This window comes from Aggregatimonas sangjinii, from assembly GCF_005943945.1.
GTDB lineage: Bacteria > Bacteroidota > Bacteroidia > Flavobacteriales > Flavobacteriaceae > Pelagihabitans > Pelagihabitans sangjinii.
This window is the reverse complement of record NZ_CP040710.1, coordinates 3364886-3383501: the sequence shown is the minus strand read 5'-3', so window position 1 is coordinate 3383501 and position 18616 is coordinate 3364886. Positions and strand designations below refer to the sequence as shown.

The window sequence follows — 18616 nt, the reverse complement described above, 5'->3', positions numbered from 1 at the left end:
ATCCTGATAAGAATAGGATTATATTTGTTTCGTTAATTTTGAGTTTATGAGCAAACAAAAGACGAGGCGCGAAGCATTGGTATACCATGCGAAACCCCAGCCGGGAAAAATAAAAATCGTGCCCACCAAGCCCTATGCCACCCAGCGTGATTTAGCCTTGGCGTATTCCCCGGGGGTTGCAGAGCCCTGCCTCGAAATAGCAAAGGACAAGGATAACGCATACAAATACACTTCAAAAGGAAATCTGGTGGCCGTCATCTCTAATGGGACCGCCGTTTTGGGATTGGGGAACATTGGCCCGGAAGCTTCAAAACCGGTCATGGAAGGCAAGGGCCTGCTCTTTAAGATTTTTGCCGATATCGATGGTATCGACATCGAGGTCGACACCGAAGATGTTGATAAATTCATAGAAACCGTTAAAATGATTGCCCCCACCTTCGGCGGTATCAATTTAGAGGATATTAAAGCGCCGGAAGCCTTTGAAATAGAGCGAAGGCTAAAAGAAGAGCTAGACATTCCGGTCATGCACGATGACCAGCACGGTACCGCCATCATCTCTGCGGCGGCACTATTAAATGCCTTGGAGCTTACGGGAAAAAAAATGGAGGAGGTTCGGATAGTCGTAAGTGGCGCCGGTGCCGCAGCAGTCTCTTGTACGCGTTTGTACAAGGCCTTTGGCGCAAGTGACAAGAACATCGTGATGTTAGATAGCAAAGGGGTGATCCGAAGCGATAGGGAGAGCCTTTCCAAAGAAAAATTGGAGTTCGCATCGGATCGCAAAATTGATACCCTCGAAGAGGCCATGCGCGATGCCGATGTTTTTGTTGGGCTTTCTATAGCCGATATCGTATCGCCAGAGATGTTATTGTCAATGGCCAAGGATCCTATCGTTTTTGCCATGGCCAATCCCGATCCGGAAATCAAGTACGATTTGGCAGTGGCGACCCGAAAAGATATTATCATGGCTACCGGGCGTTCGGATCATCCGAACCAAGTGAACAATGTATTGGGCTTCCCCTTTATTTTTCGAGGGGCGTTGGATGTTCGTGCCACCTCTATCAACGAACCTATGAAAATGGCCGCTGTAAAGGCCTTGGCCGAATTGACCCGCGCACCGGTACCGGAACAGGTAAATATTGCTTACGGAGAGACTAGAATGACCTTTGGTAAGGATTATATCATTCCTAAGCCCTTCGATCCTAGATTGATTTCTGAAATCCCGCCCGCTATTGCCAAGGCGGCAATGGACAGTGGCGTGGCAAAGGCCCCGATTACGGATTGGGAAAAGTATCGGGAAGAACTGATGCAACGCTCCGGAAATGACAATAAGGTCGTGCGGTTACTGCACACTCGGGCCAAAATGAACCTAAAACGAATCGTTTTTGCCGAGGCCGATCACTTAGATGTGCTAAAAGCGGCACAAATCGTTCATGAAGAAGGTATCGCGATTCCAGTGCTATTAGGAAATACAGAAATCATTACGGAATTAAAGCAGGAACTGGAGTTCGATGCGGATATTGAGATTATTGATCCGAGTACGTCCGCATCCGATAAAAAAAGGGACCAGTACGCGAAACGTTTTTGGGAAAATAGAAGACGTAGCGGTACCACGCTCTACAACGCGCAGTCTAAAATGCGCGAACGAAACTATTTTGGATCGATGATGGTGTTGGAAGGTGATGCCGATGGTATGATTTCAGGTTACTCTAGGGCATACCCAAGAGTGGTGAAACCGGTATTTGAAGTAATTGGCAGGGCTTCCGGCGTTACTAGGGCTTCCACGGTTAATATAATGATTACCAAAAGAGGTCCGATGTTCTTGGCGGATACTTCCATAAATATTGACCCGAACGCCGAACAGATTGCAGAAATTGCACAAATGACGGCGAACGTAGCGACGACTTTTGGTTTTGATCCAGTAATCGCTTTGCTGTCTTATGCAAATTTTGGTTCCTCTGGCCACCCAAATGGTAAAAAGGTGAGGGATGCGGTTAAGATTTTGCATGAGCGGAATCCCGATTTACCAGTGGATGGAGAAATACAGGTAGATTTTGCATTGAATAAGGAATTGCACGAAAGTCAGTTCCCGTTTTCAAAATTGGCCGGTAAAAAAGTGAACACCTTAATATTTCCAAATCTGGAGAGCGCGAACATCACCTTCAAACTGATGAAGGAACTGAACGGTGCCGATTCGATAGGTCCTATTATGATCGGATTAAGGAGGTCGGTACATATTCTACAACTGGGCGCTAGTGTTGACGAAATGGTGAACATGACAGCGATTGCCGCTATCGACGCACAGGAACGGGAGAAAAGATGGAAGGCAAAAACCGGAGGAAAATAGTTAGCGCTAAACTTTTTCGGTCATGACCTTGTTTTTACGTTTTACGAGCACCGAGCACCGAGCACCGAGCACCGAGCACCGAGCACCGAGCACCGAGCACCGAGCACCGAGCACCGAGCACCGAGCACCGAGCACCGAGCACCGAGCACCGAGCACCGAGCACCGAGCATCTTAAATGTCACACTGAGCGCAGTCGAAGTGCCAACACTTAAAAGTCATTACCAATCACAACAATGCATCAATTCTTCGAAACTTGTAACCTGATTCTTGAATTTGTATTTGAACCGTAACCCATGATCCACCACCTAAAAGGAAAACTAGTAGAAAAGAACCCCACCAACTTGATAATCGAGTGTGGTGGAGTTGGCTATTTTGTGAACATATCGTTGAACACCTTTTCCAAGATATCCGATGCCGAACAGATTCAAGTGTTTACCCACCTGCAGGTTAAGGAAGACTCCCATACCTTGTTCGGTTTTGCCGAAAAATCGGAACGCGAGATTTTTAGGCTTTTACTCTCTGTTTCGGGTATAGGATCGAGCACTGCACGAAGCATGTTGTCTTCGTTGTCACCCCTTCAAATCAGGGACGCTATTGCAACTGGCGACGTACCTACGATACAGGGTATCAAAGGCATTGGAGCGAAAACGGCACAGCGGGTCATCTTGGACCTAAAAGACAAGATTTTAAAAATCTACGATATTGATGAAGTTTCCCTCAGTTCGAACAATACAAATAAAGATGAAGCGTTATCAGCTTTAGAGGTTCTTGGATTCGCACGTAAGCAGGCAGAGCGCGTGATCGATAAAGTGCTTGCCCAAGATTCCTCCTTAAGCGTCGAAAATATTATAAAACAGACGCTGAAAAATCTGTAATTAGTTTGAAAACAGGGGCCACAACCATTCTTAAATTTTCATTTAAGCTTACCATCCTATTCGCACTGTGCTTTCTTGGCACCGGTGCGGTTAATGCACAGGATAACCCCACCGAACAAGAGCAGGATTCTCTCACCCAACAAGTAGATTCTGTTAAGACCGGATTCGATCTGGGAAAAATCCTTTTGGAGAATCCGGACAGCATCGTGTCAAAATACATCTACGACCCGAAAATCAATGGGTATGTCTATTCTGAGAAACTAGGGGATTTCGATATCGGTTACCCTATCATACTCACTCCGGAACAATATTATGAGCTGGCTCGCAAAGAGGGAATGAAGGCTTATTTCAAGGAAAAGGCAGATGCGTTTTCCGGCAAGAAGGAGGGGAGTGAGGAAGCGCGCAAAAACTTGCTTCCTAACTTTTATGTAAACAACAAATTTTTCGAATCGATTTTCGGGGGAACCGAAATCCAGATAGATCCACAAGGTTCTGTCGCGATGGATTTAGGGGTCATCTGGCAAAAAAACGACAACCCCGCACTTTCACCACGGAACAGAAGCAATCTTTCTTTCGATTTCGATCAGCGCATTAGCTTAAGTATGCTTGGTACCATCGGAACCCGCCTACAGGCAAACGTAAATTACGATACCGAGGCTACTTTCGATTTTCAGAATATATTCAAGATCGATTATACGCCCACCGATGACGATATCATTCGAAAAATAGAATTCGGTAATGTAAATATGCCCTTGAACAGTTCGCTCATCCAAGGGGCGCAAAGCCTTTTCGGGGTAAAGACACAATTGCAATTCGGTAAGACTACCGTGACCGCGGTATTCTCACAACAACAATCCCAAAACAATACGGTCGTTGCGCAAGGTGGTGGTACCATTAACGACTTTTCGCTTTCCGCCCTGGATTATGATGAGGACAAACACTTTTTTCTCGGACAGTACTTTAGGGATAACTACGATACGGCGATGGAGAGCTATCCGTATATCCGGAGTCAGGTACAGATTACCCGTTTGGAGGTATGGGTAACGAACCGGAACCAACAGACATTGAATGTCAGGAATATCGTGGCCCTTCAGGATTTAGGGGAGGCCCTTTCCGAGCAGACCAGATTGGGGAACGTAGGCGCCGCGGCACCCGGATTCTTCAATACAAATCCTGCAACGGGTAATTTACCCAGAAACAATGCCAATGATTATGATCCCGCATTGATTGCCTCGGGTTCAGGCGCCTTAAATGACAATATTAGAGACATCGCAACCGTAGATAGCGGATTTAATTCCGCGTCATTTAATGCGGGCTATTCCCCAAGTCAAGGTACTGATTTCGCCATTCTGGAAAATGCTCGGAAATTGGAACAGGGGAGGGATTATGATTTTAATACGCAATTAGGCTACATCTCATTAAACCAACGATTGAGTAACGATGAGGTGCTGGGCGTGGCGTACCAATATACCTTTAACGGGAATGTCTATCAGGTAGGGGAGTTCGCTAATGGAGGCCTTGAAGCCACTACGGTACAGGTAGGGCCCGCGAATCCGATTATCGATAACAATACATTGATCTTAAAACTTCTTAAAAGTAATATTACCAATATCAGCGATCCAATTTGGGATTTGATGATGAAGAATATCTATGCTACGGGCGCCTTTCAATTGAGCCAGGAAGACTTTAAGATGAATATTCTGTATTCTGATCCAACGCCGAGAAACTATATCACCCCTGTAGACGAAGGCCCCGGCACCAATTGGCCGGAGGGACTCGAGGAGGATATCCTATTGAATGTCTTTAACTTAGACCGATTGAACGTTTATAACGATCTTCAACCGGGTGGTGATGGCTTTTTCGATTTTGTGCCCGGTTTAACGGTCGATACGCGAAACGGGCGTATCATTTTCACCAAGGCGGAACCTTTTGGAGGCTTCCTGTATCGTAGATTGAACGGCGGAAGTATTGAAGGTTATGGTTCTCCGGAGAATTATGACGCCAATCAGGAAAAGTATGTATTCCGTGATATGTACGAGCTTACCAAGGCAGCTGCATTGCAAGATCCCGAAAAAAATAAGTTTATTTTAAAAGGGCGTTACAAATCGGAGGGGAGCAATGGTATTCCCATCGGGGCCTTTAATGTGCCACGTGGTTCGGTAAGGGTTACAGCCGGCGGCAGAACGCTACAGGAGGGCATCGACTATACGGTAAATTATCAGGCGGGTACGGTTCAGATTCTCGACCCCAATCTGGAGGCTTCCAATGTGCCGATCAATATTTCGGTAGAGAATAATGCCGTTTTCGGGCAGCAGACCAGAAATTTTACCGGAATAAATGTAGAACATCAGGTGAATAAGAATTTTGTCTTGGGCGGTACGCTTTTAAAGCTGAACGAACGCCCGCTTACCCAAAAATCGAACTTCGGCGTAGAGCCAGTCAACAATACGATATTCGGATTCAACGGGAACTTTTCAACGGAAGTGCCCTTTCTCACAAGAATGGTCAATAAACTACCGAATATCGACACCGATGTGCCTTCCAATCTCTCGCTACGTGGTGAAGTCGCTTGGTTAAAGCCAGGTTCCCCGAAAAATGCGGACTTCCAAGGCGAAACCACTACCTATTTAGATGATTTTGAAGGGGCGCAGGCGTTGATCGATATCCGGTCTTCCCTCGGATGGACCCTCGCAAGTATACCAACCGACAGGCGCGGTCCTTCGGGAGATCCACTCGGTGCCGGATTCAATCGGGCCAAGGTAGCGTGGTATACTATTGATCCGATTTTTTATACGAGCCAAAGACCTGCAAGTATTAGTGACAGCGATATTTCCTTAAACGAATCACGACGTATTTTTATCGATGAGGTTTTTCCTAGGGTAGAGGTGGCACAAGGCCAGACACAACAGCAAACCACTTTTGACCTTGCTTATTATCCAACCATCAAAGGGCCCTACAATGCGAATACGGAAGAGGGTTTTACCGATAATCCGCAGGAAAACTGGGGAGGGGTCATGCGCTCGTTGAACAGTACCAACTTCGAACAGGCCAATGTAGAGTTCATTCAATTCTGGGTAATGGACCCCTATGAGGATAATGTGGGCACCACCCCTGGTAAATTAGTAATCGAATTAGGGAACATTTCGGAAGATATTCTTCCTGATGGTAGAAAACAATATGAAAACGGTCTCCCTGTAACCGAGCAAGACACCGATACCAGACCGACCGATTGGGGAGAGGTACCGCAAACACAGGCGCTGGTATATGCCTTTGATGTTGATGAAGCCTCCAGGACCGCGCAAGACGTGGGTCTCGATGGATTAGCGGATGTCGATGAAGGCCGATATGGCACGGGTCCCGACCCCGCCAATGACAATTACGAATACTTCTTACAGCGGGAAGGAAGTATCCTCAACCGATACCTTAATTTCAACAACACCGAGGGTAACTCTCCTATCGAGGTAACCAACGACAACCGGGGCAATACCACCTTGCCAGACGTTGAGGATATCGATAGGGATTTGACCATGAACACCATAGACAGTTATTACCGTTATGAAGTTGAAATCAAGCCTGGAACCAATATCGGCGACCAATACGTTACTGATATTCGGGACACACTTTATGCCGCTCCTAGAATTCCCGATGGTAGTCAAAAAAGAAGTCGCTGGATTCAGTATAAAATTCCGTTAAGCGATATCACGGAGGAAAATACCTTTGGTGGTATCAGTGATTTGAGGTCCGTCAGTACCATGCGCATGTACCTTACCGATTTCACCGATGACGTCGTGCTACGTTTCGCGACGCTGGATCTGGTGCGTGGCGATTGGCGTACGTATACCAAAAGTCTTGAGGAGAATGGTGACTTGCCTTCCTCCGACGCGACTTCGCTCGATGTAAATGCGGTAAACATACAGGAAAATGAGCAAAGAAGTCCGATTCGCTATGTCCTGCCACCCGATGTAATTCGCGAGCCGCTCAACAACAACAATACCGTGGTGCGCCAGAACGAGCAATCTCTTTCCTTAGTGGTCAACAATCTAGAACCGGAAGATTCGCGTGCGGTGTTCAAGAGCTTGAACATAGACTTACGACAGTACGAAAAAATCAAGATGTTCATGCATGCCGAAGAGGTAGGTATAGAATTGCGACCATCTATTTCTCCATTGGTCGGTTTCCTTCGCATAGGAACTGACTTTTCAGAGAACTTTTATCAGATAGAGCTTCCCCTGCAATTTACCGAATGGGGCGCAATCAGCCCTAGGGATATTTGGCCCGAAGCCAATGAGATGGATGTGTTGTTGGATGATCTGAAGAAAATTAAATCCCTCCGTATCAATCTTAGAAACGATGGCGTTCCACTGAACGAAACCCGTTACTACGAAATAGAGGATGGCGAACCTGTAGAAAAATTGGCGACCGACCCAAGAGCCGACGGCAGGTTGCGTATCGGAATCAAAGGAAACCCATCGTTGGGGAACATACGCTCTATGATGGTCGGGATAAAGAACATTAGCGATCGTACCGCCGATGGTGAAGTCTGGTTCAACGAATTGCGTTTGGCGGGTCTTGACAACAAAGGTGGTTGGGCCAGCGTAGTGGCAATGGATGCCAATATTGCCGACTTTGCAAATATCACGGCTACGGGCAGTCAGAGTACTTCGGGTTTTGGCGCCATAGACCAAATGCCGAATGAACGGGCCCGTGAAGATGCCATTTCCTATGATGTAGTGACCAATCTGAATTTGGGGCAGTTATTACCGCCCAAGTGGGGCATTCAATTGCCGTTCAACTACGGAATTTCAGAACAATTGATTACCCCGGAATTCGATCCTGAATTCGATGACCTTAGGTTGGAGGATTTGGTGGAAACCGCAAGTAGTGAAGAGGATGCCGAAAATATTAGGGAACGTGCCGAGGATTATACGAAGCGAACGAGTATCAACTTGATCGGTGTAAGAAAGAATAGAGGTGAGGAGGCCGATGCGAATTTCTATGATATCGAAAACTTCACGTTCAATTACTCCTATAACCAGACCGATCACCGCGATTTTGAAGTTGAAGATCTGAAGGATCAAAGCGTTGTTGCCGGTTTCGTGTACAATCATAATTTCAAACCGGTAGAAGTAGCCCCCTTCGCGAAAAAAGATTCCCTTTTCAATGGTAGGTATTGGCAATGGCTGAAAGAATTGAATCTAAGTCTTTTGCCGACCACGATTTCGGTCAATTCCGATATCAACAGGCAATTCAATAGGCAAACGTTCAGGAATGTGATTCCGGCGGGAGAAGATCCCGCCAATTTCTTATCATTGCCCGAACTACAGCAACGAAACTATCTGTTCAACTGGCAGTATACGGTAAATTATAGTCTAACGAAATCGTTGCGGTTGAATTTTATAGGATCGAACAATAATATCGTACGGAATTATTTAGACGATCCCAACAATCCGGAATCGGAGGTAGATAAGGCCTTGCGACTTTGGGACGGCTTTTGGGATTTGGGGGAACCGAACCGACATTCGCAGCAAATGCAGTTGAATTATGAAATACCGTTTGCGAAAATCCCTGCTTTGGATTTTATAGATGCACAATATTCTTACACTAGTAATTTTGACTGGCAACGCGGTGGGGACGCTTTAAACCTGGCAGTTGCCCAAGAACAGAATCCTGGAGTGGCTTCGGGTGAATTGGATATTGTCTCGATAAATACAGTACAAAATGCCAATACGCATAACCTGACCGCCTCGCTTACCATGCAAAAGTTTTATGATTTGATAGGATTGAAAAAGCGGAGTGGAAAATCACAGCAGCAAGCTCCTGTCAAAACGGACAAAGCGGGCAATAATGAGAAAGAGAAGAAGAAAACACCCGCCAAGACGAGTAAACTATGGAACACTGCTGTAGACATTGTGACTATGGTCAAACGATTGAACGTCAATTACAATGAGAGCAATGGTACAGTGTTACCGGGGTATACCCAGAGCGTGGGCTTTATCGGCTCGGCAAGACCTACGATCGGTTTTGTTTTCGGGAGTCAGGCCGATGTGCGTTTTGACGCCGCTCGCAACGGATGGCTGACCGGTTTCGATGGCTTCAATGAGCAATTTATAAGACGCACCACCAAACAATTGAACATTACGGCGACCGCGCAACCGGTGCAGGATTTGACCATTGATTTGGTGGCCGATAGACAGTTCTCGGAGAGCCTTCAGGAGAACTATCAAATCGATATCGTTGACGGTGAACAGCAATACGTGCCGCAAACACCGAATAATTTTGGAAACTTCAGTATTTCTACAATGATGATCGGTACGGCCTTCGGAAAAAGCGATGAGTTCGATTCTGAAAACTTCGAGGAATTCAAGCAGAATAGGATTACCATCGCCAATCGAATCATTTCCGATAGGGCACAGCCTTTTGGTACACCGGATGAAGATGGTTTTCCCGAGCGATATGGGAAGACAAGCCAAGATGTTTTGCTTCCCGCTTTCTTTGCAGCCTATACCGGTCAGAGTGCGGATCGCGTGAATCTAGACATTTTCCGTAGCATTCCAATACCTAACTGGAATATTAAATACACCGGTCTGATGCGCAACAAATGGTTCAAGAAAAAATTCACCCGTTTTTCATTGCAGCATGGATATCGCGCGGCCTATAGTATCAATTCGTTCCAGACGAATTTAGAAAAACAACAGCTTTTGAAGGACGATTTAGGTGCGTTTAATCCTGAGAACGGGGATTTGCTTCCAGACCTTATTCTCAACAATGTAGTTTTGAACGACGCCTTCAACCCCTTGCTACGGGTAGATTTTGAAATGAAGAATTCGGTAAGCGTATTGGCCGAGGTTCGCACCGATCGTACCCTTTCGTTGAGCTTAGACAATAATTTGATGACCGAGATCAATGGTAAGGAATACACCCTTGGTTTGGGTTACCGGATCAAGGATGTTAAGTTCGTTACGAATATCGGTGGGAACAAGACTCGATTAAAAGGCGATTTGAATTTAAAGGCCGATTTGAGTCTACGTGATAATATTACCATCATCCGAAATCTGGATATCGATAACAATCAGATTACGTCCGGTCAGAATCTGTTGTCGATTAAGTTCACGGCCGATTACGCGTTGACCAAGAACCTGAACGCGCTCTTCTTTTACGACCATTCATTCTCGCAATTCGCGGTATCGACGGCCTTCCCGCAAACAACCATCAACTCGGGTTTCACGCTGAGGTATAACTTCGGCAATTAAGGTCCGAAATTCGCAAAGAAGCAATCGCTTCCGGTTGTCTGAAGATTTGTTTTCCAAAAATTATTTTCCCTTGAATACTCCTTGGGAATCCGCTACATTTGCTCTGCTAATTAAAATTATTAAGAATGAACATACCATCAGAATTAAAATACACCAAAGACCATGAGTGGGTACGAATAGAAGGTGATGTGGCCGTTGTCGGAATTACCGATTTTGCACAAGGCGAACTCGGCGACATCGTTTATGTAGAGGTAGAAACTTTGGATGAGACCTTGGCCAAGGACGAAGTTTTCGGCACCGTTGAAGCAGTAAAAACGGTTTCTGACCTGTTTCAACCCTTAAGCGGTGAAATCGTTGCTTTTAATACGGAGTTGGAGGACGAACCGGAAAAAGTAAATTCAGATCCCTATGGTGATGGATGGATGGTTAAAATAAAACTCTCAGAACCATCGGAGGTTGATGATCTGCTCGATGCCGATGCCTACAAAGAATTAATCGGTGCTTAAAAACTCCGGATTCACCATTGTTTTTTTACTTTGGATGGGTTTTGTGACCGTTATGAGTCTCATTTCTTTATCCGGTGTTAGTGCCCCTACACTGCGTATTCCACATATGGATAAAATCGTACACTTTACCTTTTACTTCGTTGCAACGATTTTAGGCTGTTTTTTCGCAAGGGAACGCACCGATGGTAAGCTGAAACTTCAGAAAGCTACCATGATTTTTTCATTGGTAACTATCATTTATGGAATAATTATTGAGGTATTACAACACAAGTTAACCGTTACCAGAGACGGAAATATATTCGATGCTTTGGCCAACATAACGGGTACTTTTGTCGGTGCACTGATTATAATTGTGGTGTTTTCATCAAATGGTCGTTTAAAATGGAGGCCGTAAGAATTTTTACTGCTCTTGTAAAAGGTTGAAAATACGTACCGAAAATCGGGAACGAATGCCTTAATAAATTTTGCTTGAACCGATTATTTAATTAAATTAGCAAACCTTAAAATTTGAAGATATGGAACTGAAAAAAAATCCGAAAGCCGATGTAGGCCGCAATAGCGGACTCTATTTCGTTATAGGGCTGGCGTTGGTAATGGCGCTTACATACGGTGCGCTCGAATGGAAAACATACGACGACAGCGGCGAGTACGACATTTCTATGAACGTTGATGATGATTTAGATGAAGAAGTGCCGATGACAGAGCAAATTAAAACACCGCCACCGCCACCGCCACCAGCGGCTCCTGAAATTATCGAGGTGGTTGAAGACGAAGAGGAGGTTGAGGAAACGGTGATCGAATCTACGGAGACCTCACAAGAAGAGGAAATCATCGAAGTAGAGGACGTGGCAACTGAAGAGGTTGACGAAGATATCGATGTTCCTTTTGCGGTTATTGAAGACGTACCCATCTTCCCAGGATGTGAGGGGGAAAGCAATAAAAGAGCCTGTTTTCAAAAAATGATGCAAAAGCACATTAGTAAAAACTTCCGTTATCCTGAAATCGCTCAAGATATGGGTGTTCAAGGTAGGGTAAGTGTAATGTTCACCATTCAAAAGGATGGTAGCATCGGAAACGTAAGAATGCGTGGCCCCGATAAGAACTTAGAAAAAGAAGCTGCCCGTATCATAAGTAAGCTGCCCAAAATGACGCCTGGTAAGCAAAGGGGTAGAGCGGTTAGGGTACCTTTCAGTATTCCGATTACCTTCAAATTACAATAGAGACCTTATTTTCACATAAAAATCCCGAGTTAAGACTTGGGATTTTTTTTGTTTGCTATTCTCCCATTAGACTCTCGTAAATCGTTTGCCGCAGTCTTTCCGGCTTGATAAAACCATCACCTCGGTTCGCATCGTACTTAGAGGTTAACGAAGTATCAGAAATCACCTCTTCCAAGGTTTTTCCGGCAGCCATTTGTTCCTGAACATTCTCCATAATATCCTCTAACATCACCACATAGCTCTGGAGCTCTGAGAATGTAGAGGGGCGTCCGTGCCCTGGTATGATCTTGGTATCCTCATTAATTATCATTAGCGCTTTTTTATGCGCGGCGATATAGCCCCTTATACTTCCACCACTTTTTAAATCGATATATGGGTAGCGCTCGGAAAAATAGGTGTCGCCCATGTGCAAAACATTGTTTTGGGTAAAATAAACCATCGCATCACCATCGGTATGGGCATTATGCACGTGAAAAGCCATGATGGTCTCATCACCATCGTAAAAGGTGATGTCTTCGGAAAAAGTCACTTCGGGTAACATTTTCGAGAAGTATTCAGTGGTAATCTCACCTTCGTCCAATTTCTTTTGCTGGTTGCTTTTTATCCTATTCCGTACGTTGTCCTGTGCCACAAGCGTAACGGCATCTGAATTGAATTTGGCATTACCGCCGGAATGGTCGCCATGCATGTGGGTGTTGAAAAGAAAGGCGATCGGCTTGTCGGTCAACGATGTAATGGCTGTTTTTAGTTTCCCGCTCAGCCTATCGAATTGGTCATCGATCATAAATACATAGTCCAGCCCCACATAAATACCGATATTACCACCTTGGCCGGTAAGCATGAAAACCTGGGTCGAAAGCGTATCGATTTTTATGACAACCTCTTCGTCCTGCGCCATTAACAGCGAAGTACCCAACGTGAAGAGCAGTATTAAGGACATAAATAAATGTTTTTTCATTTTCGCTATTTTTTTGGTTTTCAAATATAAACAACTCCGATCGCCCCTTGGGATAAATAGTTCCTTTTCGTTGCAGAAATAGCCTTTGGGGCCTATCTTTGCAGCCGTTAAATAGGATAGATGAAAACGGCGGTTGGCACGGCAAAAAACAATACTTGGGCCCTAGGTTTTTCCGATTTCAAGGAAATAACGAAGGCACGCCTTGCCATTAGTGTGGTGTTTTCTTCGGTAGCAGGGTATTTTTTAGGGGCTCCGGAAATCAATTGGTTTTCTATTCTGTTATTGTCTTTTGGTGGCTACTGTATGGTTGGGGCTTCCAACGCATACAATCAGGTCATTGAAAAGGATTTGGATGCGCTCATGAAGCGTACCATGAACAGACCGATTCCCGCAGGAAGAATGACGGTCAATAAGGCGATGGTCATTGCAATAATCATGACGGTTCTCGGTGTTATCGCATTGTACTACCTGAACCCGAAAACGGCGATGTTCGGAGCCATATCCATTTTTCTATACACCAGTTGCTATACCCCTTTAAAAACGAAAACGCCTCTTGCGGTTTTCGTCGGTGCCATACCGGGCGCCATTCCCTTTATGTTGGGGTGGGTGGCGGCCACCGATGATTTCGGTATAGAGCCGGGAACCTTGTTCATGATACAGTTCTTTTGGCAGTTTCCGCATTTTTGGGCCTTAGGATGGATGCTTGATGACGACTACAAAAAAGGCGGCTTTAAAATGTTGCCAACCGGAAAAAAGGATAAGGGAACGGCCCTACAGATTATTATGTACACCTTTTGGATGTTGCTGATTTCCATAATCCCCGTATTCGGGATAACTGGCGACCTGCAGCTCTCGATACTCGCAGCGGTCATCGTTTTCCTCATGGGTGCGGTAATGCTGTTTTTTGCATTTCGATTGTATGAAAGAAGAGATAATACCTCCGCCAAAAAGCTGATGTTGGCCAGTGTAAGTTACATTACGCTAATGCAGCTGGTTTATGTAGGGGATAAGATGATACGAGGATGGATTTAACACAGGGTACACAGAAAGTAAAAAAAGACAGGGCGAAAAAAATGATGCTCTGGTTCGGAATCGTGAGTCTGCTCATGGGTTTCGCGGGGTGGACAAGTGCGTATATAGTCAGTCGCAGTAGTCGCGAAGATTGGATTTCGGATATACAGCTGCCCGATGCCTTTCTTATTAGTACCGCAATAATTGTCTTGAGCAGCATCACGTATATCATCGCAAAAAGGGCTATTCAAAAAGACAATAGGAAGCTTTGTACTTATATGCTGGTGACCACCCTTTTCCTAGGTGTCCTTTTTATCGTCACTCAGTTTCAGGGTTTTCGCCAAATGTTGGCGAACGGCTACTTTTTTACCGGCCCTACGAGCAGTATTAAAATGTCGTACGTATTCCTAATCGCCGCGGTGCACATTGCACACTTGGTGGCCGGGATCATATCGCTTTTGGTTGTTTTGTACAAGCAGGTTAAAGGAAGGTACTCTTCCGAGGAGTACCTGGGTGTCTCGTTGGGAGCCACTTTTTGGCACTTTTTAGACCTCCTCTGGGTGTATCTGATGTTATTTATGAGCTTTGTGCAATAATATTTTGAGATAAAGTCTGTTTTGATAAAGATTCGGTTTTGAATGCACGCAGAAAGCTGTAAATTTGTGCAAGTTTTAACATTACGATTTTAATATATGGATTCTACTGTAGCTACAGGTTCTGAAGAAAATGTTTGGGGAGGCGGTAATCGGCCTTTAGGTGCCAGTTATGGCAAATTAATGATGTGGTTCTTCTTGGTTTCGGATGCCCTGACATTTTCCGGTTTCTTGGCAGCCTATGGTTTTTCAAGGTTCAAGTTTATCGAAACCTGGCCAATAGCCGATGAAGTGTTTACTCACGTTCCCTTCTTCCATGGCAACTTTCCAATGTACTATGTGGCCTTCATGACCTTTATTCTGATCATGTCATCGGTCACGATGGTTTTGGCGGTGGATGCAGGGCATAAAATGAAAAAAAATGCCGTTATCTGGTACATGTTCCTGACCATTATCGGAGGTGCAATTTTCGTTGGTTCCCAAGCATGGGAATGGGCGACTTTTATCAGTGGGGATTATGGCGCCGTCGAAACCAAAGGAGGGCGAATCCTTCAATTTGTAAAGGCCGATACGGGCGAGCGGGCCGCTCTGGCCGATTTCGCAAAGGAAATCAGCAGCGATCGCGAGGCGCACGAAAGAAAGAACGGTATCTGGTATTACGATGAAGGTTACCAAACGAGCTACAACTTAAATGAGGTCGTTGCCGGATTAAAGGCCAACCCGAATATTCTTATCAGAACGGAGTTGATCAATGAGGAGGGGGAAAAGACCTTGTTGAATAGAGAGGAAACCTTGGCTAAGATAAACGACGGGGTCATGGTAGTCGAGGGAGCTAACTTGGTGCGGAATGAATATGGTAGTAGGCTTTTTGCCGATTTCTTTTTCTTTATTACGGGCTTTCACGGTTTTCACGTATTCTCAGGGGTCATGATCAATTTGATTATTTTCTTCAATGTGATTTTGGGAACCTACGAGAAAAGAGGGCATTACGAAATGGTGGAAAAAGTGGGACTGTACTGGCACTTTGTAGATTTAGTGTGGGTATTTGTATTTACCTTCTTCTATTTAGTTTAAGGTACCATAATTCCCGCTAGTGAGGGAAGCTATTAAAAGTACTAGAATAATATTAGTTAACGATTAACGAACTATAATGGCACACGAGCACAAACTTGAGATTTTCAGAGGATTGGTAAAATTCAAATCGAACACCTCGAAAATTTGGGGCGTATTGATTTTTCTTACCATTGTAACCACGGTTGAGGTGGCATTAGGTATTGTTAAACCAGCAGTGCTTATCCAGAATACGTTTTTGGGAATGAAAATCCTTAACTGGATTTTTATCATCCTTACGCTGGTCAAGGCCTATTATATCGCCTGGGATTTCATGCACTTGCGCGATGAGAAGACGGCACTGAGAAGGGCGATCGTATGGACGCCCATTTTTCTCGTTGCGTATTTGGTCTTTATATTGTTGTTGGAAGCTGACTATGTCTATGAGGTATATAAAACCGGATTTGTTGAATGGAATTTCTAAAACAAAACAGCTAGACGAAAATAAAAAGACGATGCGATATCGTCTTTTTTTATGCCTGAAAATGAGTATTTAGATAATGTTGGGAAGAATTGTAAGTCCGTTTGACGTTTGTGTTTTATCTTTGCGATAACTCTTTTGGCTATGAAGAAAACATTAGTTTTAGTGGTGCTTTTTGTACTTCCCATTGTAGTGTACCTCTTCTTTTTATCGGGGACGACGAATTTTGGAAAGTTGGCCGTTCTTACTGAAAATATAGGGGAAATACCTTCCTCTGATGATGATATTACCCTAAATGAAAAAATTACCGTTCTTGGTTTTTTAGGAAGTGACATCAACGTGAAGCGAACAAACGCGCTCAACCTCAATCAAAAAATTTACAAGCGTTTTTACGAGTTCAACGACTTTCAGTTTATAATGGTCGTACCGGAAGGCACCGAAAGCGATGTCGCGGAATTGCAAAAAGAACTTGGGGCGTTGGCCGATACCAAAAAATGGCACTTTGTTTTTATGGATAAGACCAAAATACAGACGTTTTTCGACGGACTCAAAACAGACGTCACCTTAGATGAAAATATGGCTACCCCTCTGGTTTTTATTATTGACAAAGATCGTAGTCTGCGTGGTCGTAATGATGATGAAGATGAACAGACAAAATACGGTTTCAATAGCTCGTCTATCGCTGACTTGAACAATAAGATGGTCGATGATGTAAAAATCATTTTGGCGGAGTATCGATTGGCACTCAAGAAGAATAAAACAAGAAGGGAAATCTAGTCCACCGGAATGAAAAACAAATACACATACGTCTGGGTGTCTCTAATCGTTTTAGTTTTTGGCATTATTGTTATTCCGCGAATTATTGATCGGATAAAATCAGGTACTGTCGTTCAGAATGATCGAATGAACGTAAAGGACAATAGTGGAGAACTGGCCTACGTACTTTTGAATGGTAAAAAACGCAGGGTTCCAGAGTTTGCCTTTACCAATCAGGATAGCTTGCTTATTTCCAATACCGATTATGAGGGTAAGGTGTTCGTCGTTGAGTTCTTCTTCACCACTTGCCCGAGCATCTGTCCTATCATGAACAAGAATCTGGTTGAGATACAGAACGAATTTGGTGAAAATCCGGATTTCGGGATTGCATCTTTTTCCATTACACCGGAACACGATACCCCAAAGGTCTTAAAAGAGTACGCCGAGCGATATGGCATTACGGATCTGGATTGGAACTTAATGACGGGCGATCAAGAAAAAATCTATGACCTTGCGAACGCAGGGTTTAATATTTTTGCCGCCGAAGTTCCAGATGCTCCGGGTGGGTTCGAACATTCCGGAATGTTCGCTTTGATTGATAAGAATGGGTATATCCGTTCTCGGGTGGATAAGTTCGGAAATCCGATCGTGTATTATCGGGGGGCAATTACCGAAGAGCAGGGAACGAATGAACATGGGGAAACAGAGCAGATTTCAGCCCTAAAGAAAGATATTGAAAAACTGTTGCAGGAATAGATGGATGCCATAGCCAAGAAAGAAAGAAATTTTAATAGGATTATCACCATTGTATCGATTGTGGTTCCCTTGGTCGTTGCGCTACTATTCAGGGTGAAAGTACCAGGCGTGGAACGAATGGGCTTTTTACCTCCGATTTATGCTTCTATAAACGGACTGACAGCCGTCTTGTTGATTGTTGGGCTACTTGCCATTAAAAGTGGGAAAAAGCAATTACATCAAAACGTTATGACGAGTTGTATTGCGTTATCGTTGTTGTTTTTGATATTGTATATCGCATACCATATGACTTCCGATTCAACGAGCTATGGTGGGGAAGGGATGCTGCGATATGTGTATTATTTCATCCTTGTATCACATATTATTTTGTCGATAGGTATTATTCCGCTCGTGCTGAAGACGTATGCGCGGGCGTATTTAAAGAAATATGAAGCGCATCGTAAATTGGCAAGGATTACCTTCCCGATATGGCTTTATGTCGCGATTACCGGGGTAGTGGTCTATTTGATGATTTCGCCATACTACCCGAGTTGAAGCGATTTGTAAACAAAATGTCGCCCTTAACGTATTCAAAGGGAATGTTATGAAGAGACTTTTAATTGTTATAGGAATAGTGTTACTGCCCCAAATTGGTGCAGCCCAATGCGCCATGTGCCGTGCCGTGCTGGAAAGCGAGGGGAATGTTTCCGCTGCTGAGGGTATCAATAATGGCATTGTATACCTCATGGCCATACCCTATATTTTGGTTGGAGTATTGTTTTATTTCGTCTACCGTAAAATGAAGAACGCCTAAAATGGTTTTAACATATTTTTAAG

The 18616-nt window shown here is 44.4% G+C and carries 15 protein-coding genes; 14 read left to right on the top strand and 1 reads right to left on the bottom strand.

Features of this window, described 5'->3' with window-relative positions:
• The first annotated feature begins 46 nt into the window (after window positions 1-46).
• From FGM00_RS14195 to FGM00_RS14165, 6 genes are all read left to right on the top strand, one after another.
• Window positions 47-2344: an NADP-dependent malic enzyme gene (locus tag FGM00_RS14195; protein WP_138853544.1), complete on the top strand. Its 2298-nt coding sequence runs from the start codon at window positions 47-49 to the stop codon at window positions 2342-2344.
• A gap of 293 nt (window positions 2345-2637) precedes the next feature.
• Window positions 2638-3219: a Holliday junction branch migration protein RuvA gene (gene ruvA / locus FGM00_RS14185; protein WP_138853543.1), complete on the top strand. Its 582-nt coding sequence runs from the start codon at window positions 2638-2640 to the stop codon at window positions 3217-3219.
• Between the two features lie 5 nt (window positions 3220-3224).
• A complete protein-coding gene (gene sov / locus FGM00_RS14180) occupies window positions 3225-10469 on the top strand; it encodes a T9SS outer membrane translocon Sov/SprA (RefSeq protein WP_138853542.1) in 7245 nt (2414 codons plus the stop codon).
• Between the two features lie 125 nt (window positions 10470-10594).
• The gene (gene gcvH, locus FGM00_RS14175) at window positions 10595-10975 is read left to right on the top strand and encodes a glycine cleavage system protein GcvH (protein WP_138853541.1); all 381 of its coding nucleotides are present in this window, start codon (window positions 10595-10597) and stop codon (window positions 10973-10975) included.
• Window positions 10968-11369, top strand: coding sequence for a VanZ family protein (locus FGM00_RS14170; protein WP_138853540.1), 402 nt, complete (start codon window positions 10968-10970; stop codon window positions 11367-11369). Before gcvH ends, FGM00_RS14170 begins: the two co-directional genes overlap by 8 nt.
• A gap of 121 nt (window positions 11370-11490) precedes the next feature.
• Window positions 11491-12195, top strand: coding sequence for an energy transducer TonB (locus tag FGM00_RS14165; RefSeq protein WP_138853539.1), 705 nt, complete (start codon window positions 11491-11493; stop codon window positions 12193-12195).
• Between the two features lie 55 nt (window positions 12196-12250).
• On the opposite strand, the gene FGM00_RS14160 is transcribed toward FGM00_RS14165, so the two are convergent.
• Window positions 12251-13153, bottom strand: coding sequence for an MBL fold metallo-hydrolase (locus FGM00_RS14160; RefSeq protein ID WP_138853538.1), 903 nt, complete (start codon window positions 13151-13153; stop codon window positions 12251-12253).
• A gap of 120 nt (window positions 13154-13273) precedes the next feature.
• Between FGM00_RS14160 and cyoE the strand changes: the two genes are divergently transcribed.
• From cyoE to FGM00_RS14120, 8 genes are all read left to right on the top strand, one after another.
• Entirely contained in the window at window positions 13274-14185 is a 912-nt protein-coding gene (gene cyoE, locus FGM00_RS14155) for a heme o synthase (protein WP_138853537.1), read from the top strand.
• Window positions 14176-14760: a cytochrome c oxidase subunit 3 gene (locus FGM00_RS14150; protein ID WP_138853536.1), complete on the top strand. Its 585-nt coding sequence runs from the start codon at window positions 14176-14178 to the stop codon at window positions 14758-14760. The genes cyoE and FGM00_RS14150 overlap by 10 nt, the downstream gene beginning before the upstream one ends.
• Before the next feature lie 96 nt (window positions 14761-14856).
• Complete coding sequence (locus FGM00_RS14145; protein WP_138853535.1) at window positions 14857-15831, top strand: cytochrome c oxidase subunit 3; 975 nt, start codon at window positions 14857-14859, stop codon at window positions 15829-15831.
• A 76-nt stretch (window positions 15832-15907) separates the two neighbouring features.
• Window positions 15908-16291, top strand: coding sequence for a cytochrome C oxidase subunit IV family protein (locus FGM00_RS14140; protein WP_138853534.1), 384 nt, complete (start codon window positions 15908-15910; stop codon window positions 16289-16291).
• Between the two features lie 141 nt (window positions 16292-16432).
• On the top strand, window positions 16433-17065 hold the full coding sequence (locus FGM00_RS14135) for a hypothetical protein (protein ID WP_138853533.1): 633 nt from the start codon (window positions 16433-16435) through the stop codon (window positions 17063-17065).
• A 9-nt stretch (window positions 17066-17074) separates the two neighbouring features.
• On the top strand, window positions 17075-17800 hold the full coding sequence (locus FGM00_RS14130) for an SCO family protein (protein ID WP_138853532.1): 726 nt from the start codon (window positions 17075-17077) through the stop codon (window positions 17798-17800).
• On the top strand, window positions 17801-18334 hold the full coding sequence (locus FGM00_RS14125) for a DUF420 domain-containing protein (RefSeq protein WP_138853531.1): 534 nt from the start codon (window positions 17801-17803) through the stop codon (window positions 18332-18334).
• A gap of 49 nt (window positions 18335-18383) precedes the next feature.
• Window positions 18384-18593 (top strand): hypothetical protein, encoded by a 210-nt coding sequence (locus FGM00_RS14120; protein ID WP_138853530.1) that lies wholly within the window; start codon window positions 18384-18386, stop codon window positions 18591-18593.
• Window positions 18594-18616: the final 23 nt, after the last annotated feature.